We start from the raw sequence: 23320 nt of genomic DNA, 5'->3' as shown, positions 1-23320 counted from the left end.
ATTGTTGAATCGGGAGCATGATCCTCCCGGCTCCCGGTACGCCGCGCGTGCTGATGTTCGCCACGCTCGTCAACACCGTGGGCAACGGTGCCTACCTGGCGACCAGCGCGCTGTTCCTGACCCGTTCCGTCGGCCTGACCCCGGGCCAGGTCGCGGCCGGCCTGAGCCTGGCCGCGCTGGCCGGGATCGTGCTGACCACGCCGATGGGCTCGCTCGCCGACCGGCGCGGGCCCAAACAGGTGCAGATCGTGGCGCTGCTGGTGCTGGCGGCCTGCTTCGCGGCGTTGACCCAGGTGCACTACCTCTGGTCGTACGCCGTTGTCGCGTCGGTCATCGCAGTCGCCAACGCGACGGTGAAGGCCTCGACCGGCGCGATGATCGCGGGCGCGGTGCCGCCGGCCGAGCGCGTGCGCACCCGGGCCTTCATCCGGTCGACCAACAACGCAGGCATCGCCCTCGGCACCGCGCTCGGCGCCGTCCCACTTCTGCTCGACAGCCGCGCCGGTTACCTGGCGGTGCTGCTCGGCAACACGGTCACGTTCCTGGCCGCGGCCGCGGTGGTGAGCCGGGCCGCAGCCGTCGATCCGGTGGTGCGCCCGGCCGGCATCTCCCGGCTGGCCGTCGTGCGTGACCGGCCGTTCGTGGCTTTCGTGCTGATCGACGGCCTGGTCGCCGCCCTCTACAACGCGTTGCTGAGCCTGGCGCTGCCGCTGTTCCTGCTGGCCTACACCCACGCGCCGGCGTTTCTGGTCTCGGCGGCGCTGCTTATCAACACCGTCGGCTGCGTCACCCTCCAGGTCTGGATCTCCCGCGGCACCCACACCGCGCTGGACGCCGTCCCGGTCAGCCGGCGCGGCGCGCTGCTCGTGGCCGCCTCCTGCGTCCTCTTCGGACTGAGCGCCGGGCGTGGGGCCAGGCTGGTCGCCGTGCTGGTGCTGGCGGCCGCGGTGGTCCACGTGATCGGCGAACTGTGGCTGTCGAGCGGCACGTTCGCAGTCGTCTTCGACCTGGCCCCCGACTGGGCCCAGGGTCAGTACCAGGGCGCGCTGCAGACCGGACGCCAGATCGGCGACATGCTCGCTCCACCGCTGCTCACCGCGCTGGTAATAGGCCTGGGCGAACCCGGCTGGCTGGCCCTGGCAGCGATCTTCGCGGCGGCCGGCCTGGTCTACCCACCGATCGTCCGCTGGGCCCTCCGGCCGGCGTTGCCGGCAGGTCAGCAGGTTCCTGTCGCGGCCTGCTACCCCGCCAAGTGATCGACACCTCGGTGCGAGATCGATCAGTGCTGTCGACCAGCGGGCCAGGTGCCAGGCTCGGCGAGCTCGATGATGTTGCCGAGGTTGTCGGTGATGAACGCGATCCGCTGACCGATCTCTGCTACCTCCATGGGGCCACCGATCGTTTCCACGTCGAGGTCGCGCAGCTGGGAGAGGGCCGCGTCAAGATGTTCGACGGCGATGCAGAAGTGGTGCAGGCGCGCCGGGTCCATGCTCGTCAGGACGTCATCGGTCGGCGCCTGACGGTTCGATGCGCCTGCCAGGATCTCGATCTTGACGTCACCGCTGACGATATAGACAAACGTCGTGCCGTGGGAATCGAACCGCTGGTCAACGGTGAAGCCGAGCTTGCTCGAGTACCAACCGACGGTGGCGTCAAGGTCCTCGGCAGTCACGCTGATGCCGACATGGTCGTGGGAGAGAGAAATACTCATGCGACCGAGGTTCTCCGACGGTCGCGCCCGCAACCAGAGACGGGTCGACGGTAGGAACAGGGGTACCACCCTCGACTGGGCGGTCAGGAGCGACAATCAACGGTGTGACTACGGAAGAGACGACGCTGGGTGCGACGTTGCGCGCCTGGCGCGACCGTATGTCTCCAGCAGCGGCAGGGCTGCCCAATGGGCGCGCGCGCCGGGCAAAGGGACTGCGTCGGGAGGAGCTGGCAGAACTCGCCGGGATCTCGGTCGACTACGCCGTGCGTCTGGAGCAGGGGCGGTCCACGACCCCATCGGCGCAGGTGGTCGCCGCACTCGCACGCGCCCTGCAGCTCACGGACGCCGAACGAGAGCATCTCTATTGGCTGGCCGGTCTTGTTCCGCCGTCCCACGCGGAGATCCCCGACCACATCCCCCCAGGTCTTCGCCGCCTCGTCAACCGACTGGATGACACCGCCGCCGCGGTTTTCGCCGCCGACTGGCAGATGATCTGGTGGAACCGCGGCTGGGCGGCGCTCCTGGGCGACCCATCGGCGACGCCGTCCCAGCTACGCAACTTCGCTCGCGACACCTTCCCGATCGACGGCGAGGGTCCACGCCTGTCGCACTGGCCTGTGACCTCGCTCGCTCAAGACACAGTTGAGTCGGCCGTCGTGTCCGACCTGCGCCGTGCGACGGGACGCTTCCCGGACAGCAACCGGCTGACCGACCTGATCCAGGTACTCAAAACGGGCAACGAACGCTTTGCCGAGCTGTGGGCCTCCGGCGCGGTCGGTGCACATCGCGAGGACCACAAGATCGTCCAACATCCCACGGCCGGCCCGATCGCGGTGGACTGCGACGTGATCACCGACGGCGACGCGGAACGGAAGATCGTCATCCTCACGGCGGCCCCGGACACCGAAGACGAGACCAAGTTCCGACGGGCGCTCCTGTCATGGGTCCCCGACCCGGCAAGGGCGGCCGACACAGAGCCCGAGGGCTCGACTCCTTTACCTTCCGCGCGACGCTGACCCACGGAGGACCCGCGTTGACCGACTTCGCCGCCATTCCGACGACGACGCTGGCCGACCTGGTTGGCCGCCCGCAGGTGCTCGATTCCGGCGTTCGGCCACTGTGGACGCCGGTGCCGCGGATCGCCGGCCCGGCGTTCACGGTCCGTTGCCCGGCGGGCGACAACCTGATGCTGCACGCCGCGATCTACCGCGCCGCTCCCGGCTCGATCATCGTGGTCGAGGCCGGCGACGTCGACTACGCGGTGGCGGGCGGCAACGTCTGCGCCGTGGCCCACCGCCGCGGCATCGCGGGGTTCGTCGTCGACGGCGTGATCCGCGACCTGGCCGAGGTGCGCGAGACGGGCTTCCCGGTCTTCGCCCGCGGCGTCATCCCGATTCCCGGCACGAAGGCGGCGGTCGCGCCCCTGAACGCCCCGATCTATTGCGGCGGCGCCCTCGTCAACCCGGGCGACACGGTGGTGGCCGACGAGGAGGGCATCGTGGTCGTGCCGCAGGCCCGGCAGGAGCAGATCCTCCGCGACGCACGGGCAAAACTCGCCAAGGAATCGGAGGAGTCACTCGACGATTGGGAAAACGCCCACCGCGCCCGCATCGACGCCCTCCTGCGCGACGGTGGTTTCACCGAGACATAGGCGCTGCCCGGCCGGCCTTGTCGTGACCGCACGCCGCGACGACGCTGGAGCCCAGGCCGGTGCGCTGGTAGAGGACCCGCCGTCCGCTGCGCCAGCAGGTCACCAGGCCGCCGCGACGCAGGATCGCGAGATGGGAGCTCACGGTGGGTGGGCTCAGGCCGATCGTGCGAGCCAGATCGGTCGTCGACCGCGGCAGGTGGAGGGCGACGAGAAGTTCCGCGCGGGTACGCCCCAGCAGCGCGCCGAGCGCATCCTCCTCCTCGGCCGGGATGGCACTGCCGTCCTGCCACCACGAGCCGATGCCGCGGGCACCGTAGGTCAGGCTCGGGTCCCCGGCGAGGCCGAACTCGATCCAGAGGTGCGGCCAGATGAACACGCACGGGACCAGCGTGAGGCCGCCGCCGTGTAGATCGCCCTCGGTGCGGCTGGCGACCCGGATCGCGTGCTCGTGCAGCTCGATCGACGGATGCAGGTCGGCCATGAGATCCGCGATGCCGCCCCGGGTGAGCTTGCCAGCGCGGTAGGCGACATCGGCGTCCAGGACCGCGCGCAACCGCGGCCAGTAGGGTGCCACGCCGACCCGCCAGTAGTGCTCGAGCGCGCGCGCCACGTGCGGCGGACCGTCCGCGCCAAGGTCGATGAGTCGGCGCGCGGCGGCCGACAGACCGTGGCCGCCGTGAGCCTGCGTCAACTCACTCGCGAAATGGGGCACCGGCCAGTCGGCGACGAGCTGGAGCTGCTGCTCGATCGTTGTCGTCGTCGCCGTCGCGCCCACGAACAGGAACTCGGCGATGTGTCCCCCCGGCGGGACGACCGCGTTGAGCAGCTCGCGGTCGACCCGCCCGAGGTCCGAGCGGACGCGCTCGTACCAGCCGCGGTGCGGCGGCTGGATGGTGCCAGAATTGATCATGTAGAGGCTCTTGGCCGTTTCGGCCAGCGGCGAATAGGCGAAGCGCATTCGCGCCAGGGCGGCCGGGTTGAGCCGGAACCGGATCATCAGGACAGAGTTTCGCACATGTCTTCTACGGTGCCCCGATTCTTGGTGAACTGCCGGGTTCCATCCGGGTTCGCGACGAGCACATGGTTGCCCGAAACCAGGTAGATGCCCGGGGCCGGACTACCGGCGAAGATGGGCGCGATGCCGTTGCCGTAGAAGACGAACGTCGTGCTCCCATCGCCGGCGTGGGTCGCCCGCAGGGTGCCGGAGGCGTCGCGCCGCGCCGACACCCCGGTCTCCACGTTGGAGAACACGACGCCGAGCGGACCGGCCCAGTCCTGCACCTTCGGGCTGCCGTCCGGGAACGTCTCCAGCACCCGGGTGAACTCGTGGTCGTACACGATCTCGCCGTGCAGTTCGAATGAGCAGGCCTCCCCCGCAGGCACGGTGAACGGCGGGGTCCGGAACGGCACCCAGCCCGAGTCTTCGCCGTGCGCGGCATTGGCCGAGGCCGCGCCGGCGGGAGACGCGGCCAGCATCACCGCCGTGCCGAGCACCGCCAGCGCCTTGACAAGTGTCTTCATGCCCTACAGCGTGTGCGGCTCGGTGATCCGCGTCCACGATTAGGTTTCGCTCGAATCGTCATCGGCTCCGAACGTGGCTGGCTACCAGCCCGGCGACCTGGTGACCGAGGTGTGCCCCGTCGACCAGGGACTTGCGGAAGCGGAGCCCGGCCCAGATGCGGGCACCGGTGACGTCGGCGGCGGCCGGCAGACACGGGTAGGTGCGGGTCGTCCCGGCCAGGCGGAGCATCCGGGCGGCGGTGACGGTGCCCTGCCGTCGCTGGGGCGCCGAGACCGCGCAGGGTGCGGCTCCACTGCGTGAAGGTGTTCTCGGCCCAGAACATGGCCGTTTCGGTTTGCGTGGGGCTGCGCACGGTGGAATCGACCCGGCCGTAGGCGGCGACCTCTGCCAGATCCGCAGCGTACTCCCCGCTGGCCAGGGCGCTGGCCGGCGATCCCGCCTTGATCCGGGTCTTTCCCACCTGGTTCACGTGGAGCTCGTTCTCGTCCATCGTCCGAGCCACCGCCGGCTCGGCCGCATGACCGCACCCGTGCGAGGTTGCCAGAATGCGGGCATGGATCTTCAGCTTCGGCCGATTCGACGAGATGATGTTCCCGGGCTGACCGCTCTGCTGGGCCAACTCGGATATCCGACAACCGACGCCGCCGTCCACAAACGACTTGACTATTGGCTCGACGACCGCGCGTCCTGGCTCATCGGCGCGGCCGACGACGACGGGCTGGTGGGCGTCGCGGCATTGCACGTCGCGCCGATGCTCGAGGTGACCGGGAAGCTGGGTCGCCTGCTCGCGCTGGTCGTCGACGAGCGCCGCCGCGGCCGCAGCGTCGGCCGGTCGCTGGTCACCGCGGTCGAAGACCAGGCGCGCGCGGCCGGTTGCGTAAAGCTGGAGGTAACCAGCAGCCGGCACCGGACCAGAACCCACGAGTTCTACCGACAACTCGGCTACGCCGACGTCTGCGCGACCAGTGCCCGCTTCGTCAAGACCCTCTAGCCGCGGCCGCGTTCGTGGTGATGTGGATCAGGCGGTCGCCCTCGGGGGTGCGGTAGTAGAGGACCGAGCGGCCGGCCCGGCGCCGGCGTACGAGTTGCGCCTGGAGCAGGATCTTGAGGTGGTTGCCGACCGAGCCGAGGGCGAAGCCGCTCACCGAGACCAGTTGCGTCGTGCTCATCGGGTTGTCCAGCAGGGTGAGCAGCGTGGCCCGGGCCGGGCCGATCAAGCGGCGCAGCGTGCCCGGTGCGGTCTGGTCGCCCGCGGCCAGCAGGCCGGCGCAGGGGTAGACCACCGAATAGCGGTTCGGCCTGCGCCAGCCGACCCAGCCGCGGGCGCTGGTGCTGGGGATGAACAGGAGTTGGCCGTCGGTCAGGTCGTGCGGCGGATAGTCGTACGCGTTGATCTGTAGTCGACCTTCCCCCAGCCACCGCATGCCGGGGCGCATGTCGTCGAGCGCCGCCGCCCAGCCGCTCGTGCTCAGCCGGCGGGTGCGGGCGATGATGTCGGCCTCGAACGCCCGCTGACGGCGCTGCCAGTCTGGGGCGACAACTCCGGTCCAGACCCAGTCGAGCACCGCGGCGATCCGGTCCGGCAGGTCGGGCACGTCCAGGGTCGGGTCGTCGCCGTGCAGGTCGGCGCGCAGCGCCGCGGGAGCGGCGGTGCGGATGCGGCGCATCTCGTCGTCGAACGTGTGCTCGTCGTCGTCGGGCGGCGGGCAGAGGATGTCGGTCAGCCAGTTGGGCGCCATGGCGCCCTTCACGAACGCGCGACCCACCGGGTCGCCGGCCAGGCGGGCACGGAACGCCGCCCGCTGGTGCGCGGGGCGGGTCAGCTGGCCGGGGCGGTGCGGCCGCCGGTCGGCGAGCACGCCGAGCGTGGCGACGGTCTCGACCAGCGCCGAGGTGCGGAACCGGCTGCCGGCGAGGACGTCGGCGTCGATGAGCCAGATTCCCATGTTTCGCCTCCGCGCGAAACTTTACCGGCGCGACGCGGCAGTGCCGAGACTGGAAACATGATCGAGCGGATGGACCACGTGAGTGTTGTCGTCAACGACCTCGAGGCCGCCAAGGCCTTCTTCGTCGACCTCGGAATGGAGGTGGAGGGCGAGGCGCCGATCGAGGGGCCGTCGGTGGACCGGCTCAACGGGCTCGACGGCATCCGGGTCGACATCGCGATGGTCCGCACGCCGGACGGCCTGGGCCGGCTGGAGCTGACGAAGTTTCATTCCCCAGCGGTGGTCAGCCCCCAGCCGGAGAACGCCCTCCCCAACACGCTGGGCCTGCGCAGCGTCATGTTCACCGTCGACGACATCGACGCCACGGTCGCCGGCCTGCGCGCCCGCGGCGCCGAACTCGTTGGAGAGGTCGTGCGGTACGAGAACAGCTACCGGCTCTGCTACGTCCGGGGCCCCGAGGGGATCATCGTCGCCCTGGCCGAGAAGCTGAGCTGAAGGAGGCACGACCGTGCGACCGGACGAGATCACCGAGGTGCTCAACCGACCCGTCAGCCAGGAGTTGCTGGCCCGCGACCTGACCCGCCTGGCCTACGTGGCCAAGGACGGCACGCCGCGCAACGTGCCGATCGGGTTCAGTTGGAACGGCACCGAGATCGTGATGTGTACGGCGAAGAACGCCCCGAAGCTGCCGTCCCTGCGCCGGAACCCGGCGGTGGCCCTGACCATCGACACCGAGGTGCACCCACCCAAGATCCTGCTTATCCGCGGTCGGGCCGAGCTCGACGTCGTCGACGGCATCCCGGACGAATACCTGGAGATGAACAGCAGCTACACGATGACGCCCGAACAGCGGGTCGAGTGGGAGGCGTCGGTGCGGTCGCTGTACGACGGCATGGTGCGGATCGTGGTCACCCCGACCTGGGCGAAACTTATCGACTTCGAGACGACCCTGCCGACCGCGGTCGAGGAACTGATCCGGCAGCGCGCCGAGCGGGAGCGCGCGACCGGCACCGCCCCGTTGGTCAGTCCACCACCTGGATGATGGTCTTGCCGTGGGTGCGACGGTCGCCGCGGCGGCCGAACGCGGCAGCCGTCTCGGCCAGCGGTCGCACCGCGCCCACGATCACCTTCAGTCGGCCTGCCCGGACGCGCGAAACGAGGTCGGCCAACCGGGCCCGATCCGGTTCGACGACGAAGAACACGGCGCGCCCGTCCTTGGGTGGCACCGCGGGCGGCTGGGCGATGCTCACGACGGTGCCGCCGGAGCGCACCAGACCGGTGGACTTCTCGAGGACCTCGCCGCCGATGACGTCGAGCACCACGTCAACCTCGCCGACGCCCGCCAGGTCGTCGGCGGCCAGGTCGACGAACGTCTCGGCACCGAGGCCGAGCACGAACTCGCGGTCGGCCGCGCGGCCGGCGCCGATTACGCGGGCGCCCACCTCACGCGCGAGTTGCACGGCGATCGAGCCCACCCCGCCCGCGGCGCCGTGGATCAGGACCGTCTGGCCGGTCGTGAGGTGGGCGTGGTCGAACAGGGCCTGCCACGCGGTCAGCCCGGAAATGGGCAGCCCGGCGGCCACGGTGTGGTCGATGTCGGCCGCGAGCGGGGCGAGGTTGCGCGCCTCCACCGCGGTGAACTCGGCCAGCGAACCGTTGCGGGCCCAGTCGGTCAGGCCGCACACCCGCTGGCCCACGGTGAGGCCCGTCGTGCCGTAGCCGAGTTCGGCCACGGTCCCGGAGAGCTCGTGACCCGGAATGCTGGGCGTGCGGTCGTGGCCCGCGCGATCGGTCCACGTCGCCGGCCAGGCCAGCTCGCCGGGAGTGAACCCGGCCGCGTGTACGCGCACGATGACGTCGTTCTCCGCCGTGCTCGGGTAGGGCATGTCGGTCATGGTGAGGCCGCCGACACCTGCGTCGCGGTCGCGTACGGTGAAAGCCTTCATGCTCGACTCCTTTGTAGACGGTTAGCTCGGCCAGGGCGACCCGAGGATGCGGTCGACCGTTGTCGTACGGCGGAAACCGGGAATGAAGTATTCGAGAATGTCGGAGTTGACCGTGCCGTTCGTGGTTTCCGGTCGGTCTTTGAACCCGTCGAACTGGGCCCGGAGAAACTCGTTCTTGAAGTCTCCGCGGGGGTGCGCGGCGAGGATCTCGGCGAGCTGGTCGTGGTCGAGCCCGTCGAGACCGAGGCCGACCACGTCGGTGAGGACGCCGAGTTGGGTGGCCGCGATCTCCGGGGCCATCCGGTGAGGGATGCCCGGCGTGGTGTGCAGCGCGATCGCCGCCCAGACCGTCTCTGCGGCGGCCGTCGAGAAGCCCCGCTCCAGCAGGAATGCGCGGGCGTGGTCGGCGCCGTCGACCTCGAACCGCTGCACGGCCTCGGAAAAGGCGGTGAGCAGGCCGTAATCGTGGAACAGCGCCGAGACGTAGAGCAGTTCCGGGTCGGGCCGCACGGCGAGTTGGCGCCCGTGGATCAGGCCGAAGAAATAGACCCGTCGTGAGTGGTGATACATGAGCGGACTGATCGACTCCCGGACGATCCGGGTCGCCTCAGCGGCCGCGGCAGTCTCAGGAATCTCAATTCCCCCAATGACTTCAGGCATCTCTCCCCCGACTTCGTGAGTGGCTCGACCTCCATGCTGCCCACCAACGGGGGCGTCGCGCAGCCTTAGTCCGGCCAGGAATCCCTCGGATCCGGACATGCGACGCGGGCGTGTTACCAATGAACCGTGCCCGAGCCTCACCGCATCGCGATCCTGGTCTACGACGGGGTGACGCTGCTGGACGTGGCCGGTCCCGCGGAGGTGTTCAAGGAGGCCAACCGGCTCGGCGCCGACTACCGGATGGTGCTGCTGTCGCCGACCGGTGCCGACATCACCTCGAACCTCGGTGTCCGGGTCTCGGTCGACGGCGCCATCCCGGCCGCGCCGGCGTTGGACACGTTCCTGGTGGCCGGTTCCGACCTGTATCCACGCCTGCCGGTCCCCCGCGACCTGGTCGACGCCGCACGGCTGCCGGCGGCGACGGCCGGTCGGGTCGCCTCGGTCTGCACGGGCGCGTTCATCCTCGCCGCCGCGGGCCTGCTCGACGGCAAGCGCGCGACGACGCACTGGAAGGTCACCCACGAACTGGCCGCCCGGTGCCCGACGTGCCGCGTCGAGCCCGACGCCATCTACGTGCGCGACGGCACCACCTTCACGTCGGCCGGTGTGACCGCCGGCATCGACCTGGCGCTCGCGCTGGTCGAAGAAGACCACGGCCCCGACCTGGCGCGCGACGTCGCCCGCTCCCTGGTGGTCTACATGCAGCGCGCGGGTGGCCAATCCCAGTTCTCGGCGCCGTTGCAGGGACCGCCACCCCGCTCGCCGGCGGTGCGCACCGTCACCGACCTGGTGACCGCGAACCCGCGCGGCGACCACTCACTCGCCGAACTCGCGACGCGCCTCAACGTGAGTACCCGGCAACTCACCCGGCTCTTCCACGAGGAGTTGGCCACGACGCCGGCCCGCTACGTGGAGAACATCCGCTTCGACATGGCCCGGGCGCTGCTCGACCAGGGCCACACCGCGACGCAGGCCGCGACCCTCGCCGGCTTCCCGAGCTACGAGAGCATGCGCCGGGTGTTCGCCCGGAAGCTGTCCATCAGCCCTGCCGCCTACCAGCGCCGGTTCAGCACCACCCGCCAGGATTCGGTGGCCTAGGCCGTTGCGGTAAAGGCACCCTTCGGCCGATCCCTTTGTGGACGGGTTCGGTGACATTGTCTCCAGCGTGACAACCACGGGGGCGGCACCGACGAAGGTCCATGCGCTCGAGCCGGCAGTGTTGCCGAGCCCGGCGCCGAGACGAACGAGCCGCTGGCCAGCGGTCCTGCGTCACGAGTGGACACTGGCGTCGCTCGGGTCGATCGTCCTGGCCGCGCTGGTGACCTGGCCGACACTGCGCCATCCCACCCAGACGATCCCGTCCGACACCGGCGACCCGACCATGCAGGCCTGGCAGATGGCCTGGTCGGGGCACGCGCTGCGGACCGACCCGGCGGCCCTGTGGCAGGCCAACGCGTTCTTTCCCGAGCCCAACAGCTTCGCCTTCACCGACACCTTGCTGGGGTACGCGCCCGCCGGTCTGCTCGGCACCGGCCCGGTCGCCGCCCTCCTGCGCTACAACATCGTCTTCGTGCTCGTGTTCGCGCTGGCGTTCGTCGGCGCCTACGCGCTGGTCCGCCAGCTCGGCGCCGGCCGGCTCGGCGGCGCGGTCGCGGGGGCCGCGTTCGCCTACGCACCCTGGCGGCTCGCCCAGTCCGGCCATCTCCAGGTGCTCTCGACCGGCGGGATCGCGCTGGCCCTGGCCATGCTCGCCCGCGGGCACGGCTGGTCGCTGCGAAACGGTTACCGGCCCGAGCGGGCCCGCCCGGGCTGGGTGATCGCCGGCTGGTGCGTCGCCGCCTGGCAACTGTCGCTGGGCTTCGGCATCGGCGTCCCCTTCGGGTACGCGCTGGCGTTCGCCTGCGTAGCCGCGATCGGCGCGTGGCTATGGCACCGGCCCCCGCTGACCCGGCGGCTGCTGCTCGCCGACGGCGCCGGGCTCGCGGTTTTCCTCGCCGTCGCCGCCTTCATGGCCCGCCCCTACCTGCTGGTCGCCGAGCAGTTCCCCTACGCGCGGCGCAGTTGGGAAGACTTGCAATGGGCCTCGCCGCCGCTGCGTGGCTTCTTCACCTCGCCGAGCACCTCGATGCTGTGGGGCGACCTGCACGCCGGCGCCCGCGCGGCACTGGGCCACCGGGGCGAGACGTCGCTGCTGCCCGGCTTCACCCTCTACGCTCTCGCGGCGCTGGGGCTCGTGCTGTCTGTTTGGACGGTCCGGCAGCGCTTGCTGCTCACCGCGGGCGTGGTCGCCAGCATCGTGCTCGGGATGGGCACGGAAGGGCCGGCGGGCGGCCGCTTCACCTACGGCCTGCTCTACGCGCTGCCCGGGTTCGACGGCATCCGTACCCCCGGCCGGCTCGTGATCTGGACGACGCTGCTGCTCGGGGTGCTCGCGGCCGGAGCCGTCACGGCGGCCGTCAGCCGCGTGGGCCGCGTACGCCTGGCGCTCGCGGTGTTGCCCCTGCTCGTCGTGGCCGAAGGGCTGAACACCACGCAACACCCGGTGGTGCCGACCGCGCCGCCGGCCCTGGCCACCGCGCCGGCACCGATGCTGGTGCTGCCCAGCGGCGCGACGATCGACGGCATCCCGATGTTGTGGGCCACCGACCGCTTTCCCGCGATGGTCAACGGCGCGGCCGCGTTCACACCGCAACGGCAGAACGAAGTCCGCCACGCGATGGAACATTTCCCCAGCCCGGAAGGCGTTGCCCTGTTGCGGGCAACGGGCGTACGCGGCGTTGTCGTGGTGCGTGACGCGGTCAACGGGACGCCCTACGAGGGAACCCTGGTGGGCGGCACCGGCGGCCTGCCGATGCGCCGCGTCGACACACCCGAGGCAGTGGTCTACCTGATCGACCCGTGAGGGCCCGACGAGGTCCAGCCCTGCTGGCGTAGGCGTTCGATGCCGTCGAGCAGCAGGTCGAGCGCGAACTCGAACTCGAACTGGTCGTCGCAGCCCTGTCCGACGACCGACGTGTCGTCGTGTGACGCCGCCGTCGCGATCGCCGCCAGGTGCGGGAAGCGGGCGGCGGCCTCGGCCGGGAAGTCCGCCGGCGGTGTGGGATCGGCCGCGCCCGAGCGGCCGGCGCGCCGGGAGTCGTCGAACAACTCCTGGCTGAAGCCGAGCATCCGGCTGCCCATCGCGTGCATCACGTGGTGGGCCAGGTCGGTGGAGAACCCGCCGTCGCGGAGAATGCCGACCATCGTGTTGAGGTAGTCGAGGACCGCGGGCGTCGCCTGGTTGCGCGCCTCGATCGCGAGCGGCGCCCAGGGGTGGCGCAGCAGCACCTCGCGGGCCGAGAGGATGCGCGCGCGGAGAACCGGCTGCCAGCCGGGCCCGGGCCGCGGTGGGTCGATCTCGCCGACCACCACGTCGATCATGCCGTCGAGCAGTTCGTCCTTGTTGGCCACGTGTTTGTAGAGGGCCATCGGCACCACGCCCAGGTCCTGGGCGAGGCTGCGCATGCTGAACGACTCGATCCCGGCCTGGTCGGCGAGGGCGACGGCGGCCCGCAGGACGCGATCTCTGCTCAGCGGCGTCCGGCGCAGCGCCTGCGCCTGCTCAGCCATCACGACAAAACCCTAACCGCCTTGACAGGTGTACGCCGTACACCTACCGTCATTTCCTAGGAGGTGTACACCGTACACCCGGGGAGGGAGTCATGAAGGCGATCGTCCAGGATCGATACGGCCCGCCGGAGACGCTCACGCTCGCCGAGGTCGACCAGCCCGTGCCCGCAGCCGGCGAGGTGCTCGTGCGGGTCGAGGCCGCGGCGCTCAACGCGTACGACTGGCATGTCATGCGGGGTGACCCCCGGATGGCGCGCCTCTCGATGGGCCGGTCGGCACCGCGCGCCCGGATCCGCGGCCGCGACTTCGCCGGCCGGGTCGAGGCCGTCGGCACCGGCGTCAGCCAGCTACGACCGGGCGACGCCGTCTTCGGCGACCTCGGCGAGGCCGACGGCGCGTTCGCCGAATACGTGTGCGTGCCCGAGACCCTGGTCGCCCGCCGGCCCGCCAACCTGACGCCGCAGCAGGCCGCCGCCCTGCCGCTGGCCGGCGTCACCGCGCTCCTGGGGCTGCGCGGCGTCAGGCCCGGCCAGCGCGTGTTGATCAACGGCGCGTCCGGCGGCGTCGGCACCCTGGCCGTGCAACTGGCCAAGGCACTCGGGGCGACCGTGACCGCGGTGTGCAGCACCCGCAACGTCGACCTGGTGCGCTCCCTCGGCGCCGATCACGTCGTCGACTACACCCGCGCCGACTTCGCGGCCGGTGGCGAGCCGCACGACCTCGTCTTCGACCTGGTCGGCAACCGTTCGCTGACGGCCCTGCGGCGGGCGCTGACGCGGGCGGGGACCCTGATGCTCTCCGGCGGCGGCGTCTACCGCGGCGGCAGCCTGGTCGGCCCGGTCTGGCTGATCGCCCGCGGCCGCTTGCTGGCGCCGTTCGTCCGGCAGCGCATCGCGATCCTCACCACCGCACCCGACCGGCGCCATCTCGAGACGCTGCGCGCCCACGCGGAGGCCGGCCGCCTCACGCCGGTCATCGACCGCACCTATCCGTTGCACGAGGCGCCCGACGCGATCCGTTACCTGGAAACCGAGCACGCGCGGGCGAAGGTGGTCATCACGGTGGGTGCCGCGTGACCCGGGCCTGGCGGCTGCCCGCGGCCCTGGTGCTGCTCAGCCTCGTACCGGTCGTCGCCGGTTCACTGCGGCTGGTCGAGGTCGCCGGCGGCACCCAGTCGCTGTCGACCAACCCGCGCGTCGACGCCTCGCCGGCGCCCGTCGTGGTGCACATCCTCGCCGCGGCCCTCTACGCGTTCCTCGGCGCGTTCCAGTTCTCCGCCCGGCTGCGTCGCCGCCGGCCGGGCTGGCACCGCGTCTGCGGGCGAGTGCTGGTCGGGACCGGGCTGGGCGTCGCCGGCTCCGCGCTCTGGATGACCCTGTACTACCCCGGTGCTCCCGGCGGCGACCTGCTGTGGGGGATCCGCCTCGTGGTCGGGTCGGCCATGGCCGCCGCCATCGTGCTGGGCTTCGCCGCCATCCGCCGCCGCGACATCGCCGCCCATCGCGCCTGGATGATCCGGGCCTACGCGCTCGCCGTCGGCGCCGGCACCCAGGTGTTGACGCAGGGCATCGGCGAGCCGCTGTTCGGCACCAGTGACCTCAGCACCGCCCTCTCGGTGGGGTCGGGCTGGGTGGTCAACGCGATCGTCGCCGAATGGGCCATCCGGCGCTCGTCGCCTGCCGGGCCGCGGCGCCGCGCGCCGGCCACCCGACGCGCGGACCCGGCGGCTTCATCCTGAACGCGCGGACGACACGCTCAGCCGGCGGGAAGGCGCCTGGCTGCGGGCCGGGGCCCGGCAACGGATTCCGGGCCCCGCCCGCGGGCCTGGGCCTGCCTCGTGGATCAGGGTGGTGCTCCGTCCGGGCCCGGCGGAATGCCGGCATCGTCCACGAGACAGGCCCGGCACGCCGTCCGGGACCGGCGGAATGCCGGCATGGTCCACGAGACAGGCCCTAAGCCGCCGTGACGACCACGGGAACGGGTCGCAGGATGACCCGCACCGCCGTGCCCGGCGGCAGGTCGGGCAGCCGGGCGCTGGCCAGTTGGGCGACGACGATGGTCTCGTCCGGGAGCGCGGCGGTGACCCGGGCCGTCGGGCCGAGGAAGCTCACTGCGACCACCCGGCCGGTGCCGGCCGGATCGGCCGTCACGTCGACCGACTCCGGGCGGACCAGCGCGGTGACCGCACCATTGTGGACGGTGGCCGCGTCGACCAGCGGCAGCTTGGTGTCGAGCACCTCGACCACGTCGCCGGTGACCCGGCCGGGCAGCCGGTTGCTCAGGCCCACGAACTCGGCGACGAACGGCGTCGCCGGGCTCCGGTAGATGTCTTCCGGCGAACCGATCTGCTCGAGCCGGCCGGCGCGCATCACGCCGACCCGGTCGGCGATGGCCAGCGCCTCCTCCTGGTCGTGGGTCACGAACAGGGTGGTGGTGCCCACCTCGAGCTGGATGCGGCGGATCTCCTCGCGCAGCTGCACGCGGACCTTCGCGTCGAGCGCCGACAGCGGCTCGTCGAGCAGCAGCACCTGGGGCTGGAACGCGAGCGCCCGCGCGAGCGCGACGCGCTGCTGCTGACCGCCGGACATCTGCTGCGGATAACGGTCGGCGTGCGCGCCGATGCCGACCAGCTCGAGCATGTCGCGGGCCCGCTGGCGGCGGGTCGCCGCGTTCTGGCGCCGCAGCCGCAGGCCGAACTCGACGTTCTCCACCGCGGTCAGGTGCGGGAAGAGGCTGTAGGCCTGGAACACCATGCCCATGTCGCGCCGGTTGGCGGGCACGTTCGCGACGTCCTTGTCGCCCACCATGATGCGGCCCGAGTCGGCGTCTTCGAGGCCGGCCAGGATCCGCAACGCCGTGGTCTTGCCGCAACCCGACGGGCCGAGCAGGGCCACCAGCTCGCCCGGTGCCATGTCGAGATCGAGCCCGTCGAGGGCGTGTACGCCACCGAACTGGCGGCGTAGCCCGTCGAGGCGCACTCCGACGCTGTTGGACATCACGATGTCTTCCTTTCCCGATGGCGCCTGCGACCGGCGAAGGAGAGCAGGAACAGCAGAACGAACGCGAGCACCAGCGCCGCGAGCGAGACCGCGACGGACATCTGCGCGCTGCTCTTGCCGAGCTGGTTGATGGCGACCTGGATGTTGTCGCGGTTGAGCAGGGACGCGATGGTGAACTCACCGAGCACCAGGGCGACGGTCAGGAACGCGGCGGAGAGCACGGCCGAACGGATATTGGGCAGCACCACCCGCCACATGACCGTTGCCCAGCTGGACCCGAGGCTCCGGGCGGCCTCCGAGAGCGTCCGCACGTCGATCGCCGACAGGCCCGCGTCGATGGCGCGATAGGCGAAGGGCAGGGCGAGGATGGTGTACGCGAACATCAGCGTCCACGACGACCCGCCGACGAAGTAGACGACCCAGGCGTACACCGGTGCCAGGCCGACCACGAGCACGATGGCGGGCACCGTCAACGGCAGCAGGCTGATGAACTCGACCAGCCGCCTGATCCGGGGCAGCCGCAGGCGCACCCAGACCACGGTCGGCACCAGCAGCACCAACGTCAGCGCGACCGAGAGCAGCACCAGCCAGAACGAGGCCTTCATGCCGGTCCACAGGATCGGATAGGCCTCCCCGAGCGCGGGCCAGTCGAAGAAGACCCGCCAGGTCTCCCACGACAGGCTGTCTCCCGGGCCGCGGGTGGTGAACTCGAGCATCGCGAAGAGCGGCAGCACGAACAGCACCGCCAACACGGTGACGACGATCCAGCGCAGGACGCGCTGCCGGCGGGCGCGCCGCTTCCTCAGTCCAGCCATCGGGTCGTCCTTCGCTGTAGCAGGCCGTAGAGCCACATGACGAGCGCGACGACGACGACCATGCCCAGCGCCATCGCCTTGCCGAGGTTCTCGCGGCCGAGGAGCACCTCGCTGGTCAGCGCGGAGCGGATCTGCAGCGGCACGATGGGGCTGCCCTGGCTGACCAGCGCGGCGGCCGTCGCGTAGGCCGAGAAAGCGTTCGCGAACAGCAGCAACGTCGAGCCGAGGAACGCGGGCGCCAGCAGCGGGCCCGCGACGTGCCGCCAGTAGTACCAGGTCGACCCGCCGAGGCTCTCCGTCGCTTCCCGCCACTGTGGACGAATGCCGTCGAGGGCGGGCAGGAACACGATGACCATCAAGGGAATCTGGAAGTACGTGTAGACGAGCACCAGACCCGGCAGGTCGAAGAGCCAGACGCCGCCGGCGAAGATGTCGATGCCGAGCGAGTCGTGCAGGAACACCGTGACGAAGCCGCTCAGCCCGATCGTGGCGATGAAGGCGAACGCCAGCGTGACGCCGCCGAACTGGGCCAGCACGCCGCACGCCGAGGTGACCAGCCGGCGGACCAGGCTGTCCGGCCCGGCGGTGACCACCGCATAGCCGACCAGCGCGCCGATCACCGCACCGATGATCGCGGTCACCGCCGACAGCGTGATGCTGCGGACGAACGCGTCGACGATGTAGCCGTCGGACAGGGCCGAGATGTTCTCGAGCGTCGGACGGCCGTCGTCGCCGGCGAACGCGCCGATCACGACGACCAGCGTCGGGATGAACAGGAAGATGGTGACGAAGACGAAGAACGGCAGGACGCCGAGCAGGTCGCGGTGCAGCCACCGGCGACGCCGACCACACCGTACACCGGTGGTGGTCGGCGCCTTGACCTGGTCGATCGTCCCCGTTGTGGGGGCGGTCATCGGCCTTAACCGATTGCCTTGGCCCAGTTGGCGGCGAGATAGTCGTTGGCCGTCTTGGTCTGTGCCTCGGTAAGGAAGACCGGCGTGCCGCTGACCGCCGGGAGCGCCTCGAACAGCGCGTTGTCGAGCGTGCCGGCCGCCTTCATGGCGTCGGCGCGCACCGGCCGGGCGCCGCCCTTGAGCCACAGGTTCTGGCCCTCGTCGCTGTAGAGGAACTCCTGCCAGAGCCGGGCGGCCGCGGGGTGCGGCGCGTCGGCGCTGACGGCCTGGACATAGTAGGAGCCGAGAACCGCGTTGGCGGGTACGACGGTCTTCCAGTCGACCTTGCCCTTGAGCTTGGCGCCCTGAGCCACGTTGAGGTAGTCCCAGTCGAAGACGACCGGCGTCTGGCCCGACTCGATCGTCGCCGGCGTCGGGTCGACGGGCAGGAAGTTGCCCGACTTCTTCAGGTCCTTGAAGAAGTCGACGCCCTTGCTGATGTCGTCGGCCGAACCGCCGCTGCCGAGCGCGACCGCGACGACGCCGTTGAACGCCGCGCCGGCCTGCGTCGGGTCACCGTTGAGGGCGACCTTGCCCTTGAACTCCGGCTTGAGCAGGTCGGCGACGCTGGTCGGGGCCGGAACCTTCGACGAGTCGTAGCCGATCGACATGTAGCCGCCGTAGTCGTTGACCCAGGTGCCGCTGGCCTCCTTGAGCGCGGCCGGGATGTCGTCCCACGTGGTGACCTTGTAGGGCGCGAACGTCGCGGTGTTGGCCAGCGCCACCGAGGAACCGAGGTCGAACACGTCCGGCGCGCCGCTCTGACCCTTGAGCTGCTTGGCCGCGTTGATCTCGTCCTGGCTGGAAGCGTCGGGCTGCGCGGAGTTGACGGTGATGCCGTACTTCGCGGTGAAAGCCTTGGTGATCTCGCCGTAGTTGGCCCAGTCCGGAGGCAACGCGATGACGTTGAGCGCGCCTTCCTTCTTGGCGGCCTCGACCAGCTTGTCGATCCCGCCGAGGTCGGCGGCGCTGGTGGCCTTGGCCGCGTCACTGGCGGCGGCCTTGTTGTTGCTTGACGGAGGTGAGCAGGCCGTCAGGCCCACCATCGCAGCGGTGACCGCTACCAGGGCGGTCCCGCGGGCAATCGAGAATCGCACGGATCCTCCCTTCTGCGCCGACCCACGGTTGGGCCCGGCGTCATAGATCCTTTGCCGGCTGAGCCGGTCGGTGATCACTATGCGGCGGCCCTGACAGCCCGCCGGGCAACGCCGGAAGGCCGCTCCGTGGCGATTGGTCGACGCGCCGATGACGAGGCCGCCGGCGGCGCGGCGGGATGGGCCCGATCGTCCGGATCATGCCTGCGCGTCACCCGCCGCGACGACGGCCCGATCGCGATCGGGCGTAGCGTCGGACGCAGGACCGTGCCACCCGACCGCAGAGGCAAGTCCATGACTCAACTGACATCGCCGACGCTGACCGTCGAGGCCGACAACGGCACCACTTTCGCCTATCGGCGCTTCGGGAAGCAGTCCGACGTACCGCTGGTGCTCCTGCAGTGTTTCCGCGGCAACATCGACCTGTGGGACCCGATCATGGTCGACACGATCGCCGCGGAACGCGAGGTGATCACGGTCGATGCAAGCGGTGTGGGCCGTTCCACGGGCAGCACGCCGCACAACATTCCCGACTACGCCCGCGACATCATCTCGTTCGTCGACGCCCTCGGCCTGCACAACATCGACCTGCTCGGCTTCTCGCTGGGCGGGTTCGTCGCGCAGGAGCTGACCCTGATGCGCCCGTACCTGGTGCGCCAGCTCGTGCTGGCCGGCACTGGGCCCGAGGGCGGCCGCGGGTTCCACAAATGGGCCGACGAGTTGCAGAGCCATGCCTTCAAGGAGGAGCAGGACGCCGAGGACCTGCTCTACCTGTTCTTCACCCCGTCCGAGGACAGCCGGGCCAAGGGCATGGACTACATCGGGCGCGTCTTCAGCCGGGAGACCGACCAGGACGCGGTGACCTCACTGGAGACCCGCGACGCGCAGATCGACGCGATCGCCGACTGGGGCATCCCGGACCCGAGCAAGTTCTCCCGGCTGGCCGGCCTGCGCCAGCCGACGCTGGTCGCCAACGGCGACCACGACATCATGGTGCCGACGCCCAACAGCTTCCTCCTCGCGGGCCACCTGCCGAACGCCGAACTGGTCCTCTATCCGGACGCGGCACACGGCGCGCTGTTCCAATACCCGGAAGACTTCGGCAACCGGGTCAACGAGTTCCTCGAATCCGCCGAAGACCCCGCGTGGTAGGGGGTTTGCCGACATGGACATCGACCGCCAAGCCCCAGCCGTCGTCGAGGTCGAGCGGATCATCCGGGCACCGTTGGCGACGCTCTGGAACCTGCACGCCGACATCGACGGCTGGCCGCGCTGGAACAGACACATCTCCAGCGCCAACCTGCGCGACCCGATCGGCGCCGGCGCCACCTTCGACTGGGAGACCGAGGGCCTCACCATCACCTCGACCATCACCGAATACGAGCCGATGCGCCGCATCGCCTGGACCGGCACGGCCAGCGGCATCGAAGCCCGGCACACGTGGACGTTCACGCCGCGATCCGAGCACGCGGTGCTGGTGCACACGGCCGAGTCCTGGAACGGTGAACCGGTCCGGGCCGACCCGGGCGCGATGCGCGCCGCGCTGGACGGCAGCCTGCAGGGTTGGCTCACGGCATTGGAAAGCGAAAGCGAGCGCGTCACCCACTAGCCAGGTCCTGGTAAGCCGACGGGCTCAGCAACGATGCCAACTGCTCCTCGCGGGTGGCCGGATCGACCGAGACTTCGAGCAACCAGCCATCGCCGTACGGGTCTTCGTTGACCTGTTCCGGGCTGCTGTCCAGGGCGTCGTTGCGGGTGCGCACCGTGCCGGTGACCGGAGCGACCAGGTCGCTGAGTGACTTGGTCGACTCGATCTCGCCGCACGCCTCGTCGGCGCTGATGCCGGCGCCCGGGTCGGGCAGCGTCACGTCCACCACGTCGCCGAGGGAATCCTGCGCGAAATCGGTGATGCCGACCCGGACCGTCGCGTCGCCAGCGGGGCGTACCCACAGGTGGTCTTCGCTGTAACGCAGGTCGTCGGGGATCACGGTCATCGTCGGATCACCTCGTCTGTGCTCGCTGTGGCTGGTGTGGCCATGGGCGGATGCGCCTCAACCAGCCATACCCCGTTGTGGATCGACGTCACCGGTCGAGCATGATCCAGTAGCGCCGGACCGGGCCGTGGACGGTCTCCCGGATGCCTTCGAGCACGCCGCCGTTGCGCTCGATCGTGCGGGCCGACGCGACGTTGTCGGCGAGGCAGGGAACGAGGATGCGGTCCAGACCCAGGACGGCGCGGGCCTCGACCAGCATCGCACCCAGCGCCCAGGACGCCAGACCACGACGGCGCGCCGACGGGCGTACGCCATAACCGATCTGCCCCAGATCGTCGTCGTACTTGTGCCGCAGTGCGATCCCGCCGAGCACGCGGCCGTCCTCGACGATCCACCGTGGCGACGCATGCCGTTCGGCCGGGCACGGCTCACCGGCCCCGTGCGTCAGCCGGAGCCGCTCGGCCACCCAGGTGGCGAAGCCGTCGGGCGAGCGCACGTCGTCGTCGGCGCCCAGGCCGAAGCCGTCTTCGTGGAGGCCCGGACCCCAGTCGTCGCAGCACTCGACGAAGGCGGCGTGCAGGCGGGTGGTCGGCGCGATCAGTTCAGCCATGACCGCCACGCTAGGCCCGCACACCACATGGCGCGAAGCTCAGCCGAGCGGCCGCCGGGGCCAGGTCGCCGGGTCGTCGGCGTCGCCGGCCGGCACCAGCCCGGCCAGGATCGCGCCGGCCTCGGCCTCGCCGCCGGGCCCGTGGACCACCCACGCGCCCACCTCCGGACTTAGGGTCCGCAGCGGGGTCTGGCCGGTCGACGACACCCGGCCGCTCTCCTCCGTCGCGCTGACGCCCGCCGGGGTGCCGCCAACCGGGCTGCCACCCGCCGGCGTCGGCGACTGCGACCCCGGCGACCCCTCGTTACCCGGCGGCGTCGGGGTGGTGGTCTCCGGCGCGATCGACGTCGCGGACGGGTCGGCCCCAGGGTCATTGCCCGGCAGGGCGCGATAGTCGACCTCGACCATCCGGCTCCCGGCCGACAACACCACCCAGCCGTCCCAGGAACCGGCTGCCGATTCGAGCGCCGAGACGCTGCCGGAACAGGTGAGCAGCCGGGCGTCCGCCGGCGCGACCGAGATCCGGAACGGCACCCGACAGGCCGTCGTCGTGTCGAGTCGGACCGCGTCGGCGAACGCCTTCAGGTCGTCGATGCCGACCACCTCCGGCCCTGACCGCACGCCGCTCCCGCCCTTCGAGCCGGACGCGACGAGCTCGACCCGCATGGTCAGGCCTGTTGCCGGATGCCAGGTAAGCCACTGGTTCGGGCCCCAGTCGAACTGCTCCTGCTCGACCACGGCGGGATGCCCGTCGATCTCGACCTCCGACGTCGCGTTGGGCACCGACGCGTTGTCGGCCGAGCCCCGGGCCGGGCCGCGCCACATCGACACCCGCCCGGTGACGATCTCGTCGCCGGACACCATCTGCACGTCGACCTGCTCGACCCCGTCGCGGCTCGTCCAGCTCACCGCCTGCACCGGCAACGGCGCCCAGGGCACCGCGAACCGCAACACCGTGGGATCGGCGCCGACCAGTTCAGGGCGTTTGGCCGCACCGGGCTCGCCGGCCACCGCCGGGAGCGCCGGCACGCTGTCCCAACTGGCCAGCCCGTCGGCACTGCCCTTGCCGGTGCTCGTCACCACGGCCGGGCCTCCTGCGCCGCCGCCGTCGAGCAGCAACGTTGCCGCGACGGCGCCGGCGACACCCGCGCTGACCACCGCGTAGGCGGCGTGCCGGCGGCGCTTGCGGGCCCGGCCCGCGGCGAGCGCGGCGGCGAGCAGCGCGTCGGCGTCGACGGGGCGGTCGGCCCGCTCGCGCATCAGCCCGGCCAGCTTGTCCTCGATCATCATGGCTTGCTCCTCATCGGGAGAGCGGAGGGGAATCCGGCCGGGCCGACCTGCGCGCGGAGCGTCGCGATCGCACGCATCACGTGCGTCCGGACGGTGACGGCCGAACAGCCGAGGATCTCCGCTATCGCCGCGTCGTCGAGATCCTCGTAGTAGCGCAACACGAGGGCCGCCCGCTGGCGCGCCGGCAACCCGGCCACCAGCCGCCACAACGCGTCGCGGTCGGCACTGTCCACACCGGACGCGGAGGCGGGCAGCGTGTCGAACCCGGTCAGCGAGACCTCGCGCCGGCGCATCGCCCGCCGCCACCCGGAGTTACGCGCGTTGACCAGCATCCGGCGCACGTAGCGGTCGGGATCGTCGGCTCGCGCGATGCGGGCCCAGCGCGGGTATGCCCGGGCGAGCACCTCCTGCACCAGGTCGTCGGCCCGGTGGTCGTCGCCGGCCAGCAACCGCGCGAGCCGGACGAGGGCGGGACCCCTGGTGAGCACGTACTCCTCGAACGTCACGCCCTACAGACGCC

At 71.0% G+C, this 23320-nt stretch carries 28 protein-coding genes; 12 read left to right on the top strand and 16 right to left on the bottom strand.

Annotation, left to right across the window (positions count from 1 at the left end):
* Positions 1–17: 17 nt before the first annotated feature.
* Entirely contained in the window at positions 18–1256 is a 1239-nt protein-coding gene (locus AB0J74_RS08855) for an MFS transporter (RefSeq protein WP_363446152.1), read from the top strand.
* Positions 1257–1279: 23 nt separating this feature from the next.
* On the opposite strand, the gene AB0J74_RS08850 is transcribed toward AB0J74_RS08855, so the two are convergent.
* On the bottom strand, positions 1280–1711 hold the full coding sequence (locus tag AB0J74_RS08850; protein ID WP_363446150.1) for a VOC family protein: 432 nt from the start codon (positions 1709–1711) through the stop codon (positions 1280–1282).
* A 104-nt stretch (positions 1712–1815) separates the two neighbouring features.
* Between AB0J74_RS08850 and AB0J74_RS08845 the strand changes: the two genes are divergently transcribed.
* Together AB0J74_RS08845 and AB0J74_RS08840 are read left to right on the top strand one after the other, a co-directional pair.
* Complete coding sequence (locus tag AB0J74_RS08845) at positions 1816–2727, top strand: helix-turn-helix transcriptional regulator (protein ID WP_363446148.1); 912 nt, start codon at positions 1816–1818, stop codon at positions 2725–2727.
* A 17-nt stretch (positions 2728–2744) separates the two neighbouring features.
* Positions 2745–3362: an RraA family protein gene (locus AB0J74_RS08840; RefSeq protein ID WP_363446146.1), complete on the top strand. Its 618-nt coding sequence runs from the start codon at positions 2745–2747 to the stop codon at positions 3360–3362.
* On the opposite strand, the gene AB0J74_RS08835 is transcribed toward AB0J74_RS08840, so the two are convergent.
* Genes AB0J74_RS08835 through AB0J74_RS08825 form a run of 3 tightly spaced genes read right to left on the bottom strand, consistent with a single transcriptional unit; the run spans position 3349 to position 5112 of the window.
* Complete coding sequence (locus AB0J74_RS08835; protein ID WP_363446145.1) at positions 3349–4359, bottom strand: DUF5937 family protein; 1011 nt, start codon at positions 4357–4359, stop codon at positions 3349–3351. The two genes, AB0J74_RS08840 and AB0J74_RS08835, sit on opposite strands and share 14 nt — an antisense overlap.
* Positions 4359–4883 carry a hypothetical protein gene (locus AB0J74_RS08830; RefSeq protein ID WP_363446143.1) on the bottom strand — a complete coding sequence of 175 codons (525 nt, stop codon included), beginning with the start codon at positions 4881–4883 and terminating at the stop codon, positions 4359–4361. The genes AB0J74_RS08835 and AB0J74_RS08830 overlap by 1 nt, the downstream gene beginning before the upstream one ends.
* 58 nt (positions 4884–4941) lie before the next feature.
* A complete protein-coding gene (locus tag AB0J74_RS08825; RefSeq protein ID WP_363446141.1) occupies positions 4942–5112 on the bottom strand; it encodes a hypothetical protein in 171 nt (56 codons plus the stop codon).
* Between the two features lie 325 nt (positions 5113–5437).
* Here AB0J74_RS08825 and AB0J74_RS08820 point away from each other — a divergent pair, with 325 nt between their 5' ends.
* Positions 5438–5875, top strand: coding sequence for a GNAT family N-acetyltransferase (locus AB0J74_RS08820; RefSeq protein ID WP_363446139.1), 438 nt, complete (start codon positions 5438–5440; stop codon positions 5873–5875).
* Here the strand turns inward: AB0J74_RS08820 and AB0J74_RS08815 are convergent.
* The gene (locus AB0J74_RS08815) at positions 5862–6830 is read right to left on the bottom strand and encodes a helix-turn-helix domain-containing protein (protein ID WP_363446137.1); all 969 of its coding nucleotides are present in this window, start codon (positions 6828–6830) and stop codon (positions 5862–5864) included. The genes AB0J74_RS08820 and AB0J74_RS08815 overlap by 14 nt on opposite strands.
* A gap of 57 nt (positions 6831–6887) precedes the next feature.
* Between AB0J74_RS08815 and AB0J74_RS08810 the strand changes: the two genes are divergently transcribed.
* Positions 6888–7325, top strand: coding sequence for a VOC family protein (locus tag AB0J74_RS08810; protein WP_363446135.1), 438 nt, complete (start codon positions 6888–6890; stop codon positions 7323–7325).
* A gap of 13 nt (positions 7326–7338) precedes the next feature.
* Positions 7339–7872: a pyridoxamine 5'-phosphate oxidase family protein gene (locus AB0J74_RS08805; protein ID WP_363446133.1), complete on the top strand. Its 534-nt coding sequence runs from the start codon at positions 7339–7341 to the stop codon at positions 7870–7872.
* On the opposite strand, the gene AB0J74_RS08800 is transcribed toward AB0J74_RS08805, so the two are convergent.
* Together AB0J74_RS08800 and AB0J74_RS08795 are read right to left on the bottom strand one after the other, a co-directional pair.
* Positions 7853–8776, bottom strand: a complete 924-nt coding sequence (locus AB0J74_RS08800; RefSeq protein ID WP_363446132.1) for an NADP-dependent oxidoreductase — start codon at positions 8774–8776, stop codon at positions 7853–7855. The genes AB0J74_RS08805 and AB0J74_RS08800 overlap by 20 nt on opposite strands.
* Before the next feature lie 21 nt (positions 8777–8797).
* Positions 8798–9436 carry an HD domain-containing protein gene (locus AB0J74_RS08795; protein ID WP_363446131.1) on the bottom strand — a complete coding sequence of 213 codons (639 nt, stop codon included), beginning with the start codon at positions 9434–9436 and terminating at the stop codon, positions 8798–8800.
* A gap of 126 nt (positions 9437–9562) precedes the next feature.
* On the opposite strand from AB0J74_RS08795, the gene AB0J74_RS08790 reads away from it, so the two are divergent.
* Positions 9563–10534: a GlxA family transcriptional regulator gene (locus AB0J74_RS08790; protein ID WP_363446129.1), complete on the top strand. Its 972-nt coding sequence runs from the start codon at positions 9563–9565 to the stop codon at positions 10532–10534.
* 118 nt (positions 10535–10652) lie between these two features.
* Positions 10653–12338, top strand: a complete 1686-nt coding sequence (locus tag AB0J74_RS08785) for a hypothetical protein (RefSeq protein ID WP_363446601.1) — start codon at positions 10653–10655, stop codon at positions 12336–12338.
* Here the strand turns inward: AB0J74_RS08785 and AB0J74_RS08780 are convergent.
* Entirely contained in the window at positions 12320–13045 is a 726-nt protein-coding gene (locus AB0J74_RS08780) for a TetR/AcrR family transcriptional regulator C-terminal domain-containing protein (protein ID WP_363446600.1), read from the bottom strand. The genes AB0J74_RS08785 and AB0J74_RS08780 overlap by 19 nt on opposite strands.
* A gap of 92 nt (positions 13046–13137) precedes the next feature.
* Between AB0J74_RS08780 and AB0J74_RS08775 the strand changes: the two genes are divergently transcribed.
* Entirely contained in the window at positions 13138–14121 is a 984-nt protein-coding gene (locus AB0J74_RS08775; RefSeq protein WP_363446127.1) for an NAD(P)-dependent alcohol dehydrogenase, read from the top strand.
* A complete protein-coding gene (locus AB0J74_RS08770) occupies positions 14118–14783 on the top strand; it encodes a DUF2306 domain-containing protein (RefSeq protein ID WP_363446125.1) in 666 nt (221 codons plus the stop codon). Before AB0J74_RS08775 ends, AB0J74_RS08770 begins: the two co-directional genes overlap by 4 nt.
* A gap of 214 nt (positions 14784–14997) precedes the next feature.
* Here the strand turns inward: AB0J74_RS08770 and AB0J74_RS08765 are convergent, their stop codons facing one another.
* The 4 genes from AB0J74_RS08765 to AB0J74_RS08750 are packed head-to-tail and all read right to left on the bottom strand — an operon-like array spanning position 14998 to position 18909.
* The gene (locus AB0J74_RS08765) at positions 14998–16041 is read right to left on the bottom strand and encodes an ABC transporter ATP-binding protein (RefSeq protein ID WP_363446123.1); all 1044 of its coding nucleotides are present in this window, start codon (positions 16039–16041) and stop codon (positions 14998–15000) included.
* Positions 16041–16859 carry an ABC transporter permease subunit gene (locus AB0J74_RS08760; RefSeq protein WP_363446122.1) on the bottom strand — a complete coding sequence of 273 codons (819 nt, stop codon included), beginning with the start codon at positions 16857–16859 and terminating at the stop codon, positions 16041–16043. Before AB0J74_RS08760 ends, AB0J74_RS08765 begins: the two co-directional genes overlap by 1 nt.
* The gene (locus AB0J74_RS08755; RefSeq protein WP_363446120.1) at positions 16847–17773 is read right to left on the bottom strand and encodes an ABC transporter permease subunit; all 927 of its coding nucleotides are present in this window, start codon (positions 17771–17773) and stop codon (positions 16847–16849) included. The genes AB0J74_RS08760 and AB0J74_RS08755 overlap by 13 nt, the downstream gene beginning before the upstream one ends.
* A gap of 5 nt (positions 17774–17778) precedes the next feature.
* Positions 17779–18909, bottom strand: a complete 1131-nt coding sequence (locus AB0J74_RS08750; protein ID WP_363446119.1) for an ABC transporter substrate-binding protein — start codon at positions 18907–18909, stop codon at positions 17779–17781.
* A gap of 291 nt (positions 18910–19200) precedes the next feature.
* Between AB0J74_RS08750 and AB0J74_RS08745 the strand changes: the two genes are divergently transcribed.
* Together AB0J74_RS08745 and AB0J74_RS08740 are read left to right on the top strand one after the other, a co-directional pair.
* Positions 19201–20058, top strand: a complete 858-nt coding sequence (locus tag AB0J74_RS08745; RefSeq protein WP_363446117.1) for an alpha/beta hydrolase — start codon at positions 19201–19203, stop codon at positions 20056–20058.
* Between the two features lie 13 nt (positions 20059–20071).
* The gene (locus AB0J74_RS08740; RefSeq protein WP_363446115.1) at positions 20072–20515 is read left to right on the top strand and encodes an SRPBCC family protein; all 444 of its coding nucleotides are present in this window, start codon (positions 20072–20074) and stop codon (positions 20513–20515) included.
* Here the strand turns inward: AB0J74_RS08740 and gcvH are convergent.
* The 4 genes from gcvH to AB0J74_RS08720 form a co-directional block, all read right to left on the bottom strand.
* The gene (gene gcvH / locus AB0J74_RS08735; protein ID WP_363446113.1) at positions 20505–20900 is read right to left on the bottom strand and encodes a glycine cleavage system protein GcvH; all 396 of its coding nucleotides are present in this window, start codon (positions 20898–20900) and stop codon (positions 20505–20507) included. The genes AB0J74_RS08740 and gcvH overlap by 11 nt on opposite strands.
* Before the next feature lie 88 nt (positions 20901–20988).
* Positions 20989–21510: a GNAT family N-acetyltransferase gene (locus AB0J74_RS08730; RefSeq protein ID WP_363446111.1), complete on the bottom strand. Its 522-nt coding sequence runs from the start codon at positions 21508–21510 to the stop codon at positions 20989–20991.
* A 39-nt stretch (positions 21511–21549) separates the two neighbouring features.
* Positions 21550–22800 carry a hypothetical protein gene (locus AB0J74_RS08725; protein WP_363446109.1) on the bottom strand — a complete coding sequence of 417 codons (1251 nt, stop codon included), beginning with the start codon at positions 22798–22800 and terminating at the stop codon, positions 21550–21552.
* Positions 22797–23306, bottom strand: a complete 510-nt coding sequence (locus AB0J74_RS08720) for a SigE family RNA polymerase sigma factor (protein ID WP_363446108.1) — start codon at positions 23304–23306, stop codon at positions 22797–22799. Before AB0J74_RS08720 ends, AB0J74_RS08725 begins: the two co-directional genes overlap by 4 nt.
* Positions 23307–23320 lie beyond the last annotated feature (14 nt).

The sequence above is a fragment of the Asanoa sp. NPDC049573 genome (assembly GCF_040676615.1).
GTDB lineage: Bacteria > Actinomycetota > Actinomycetes > Mycobacteriales > Micromonosporaceae > Asanoa.
This window is presented reverse-complemented; position numbering and strand designations above follow the sequence as displayed.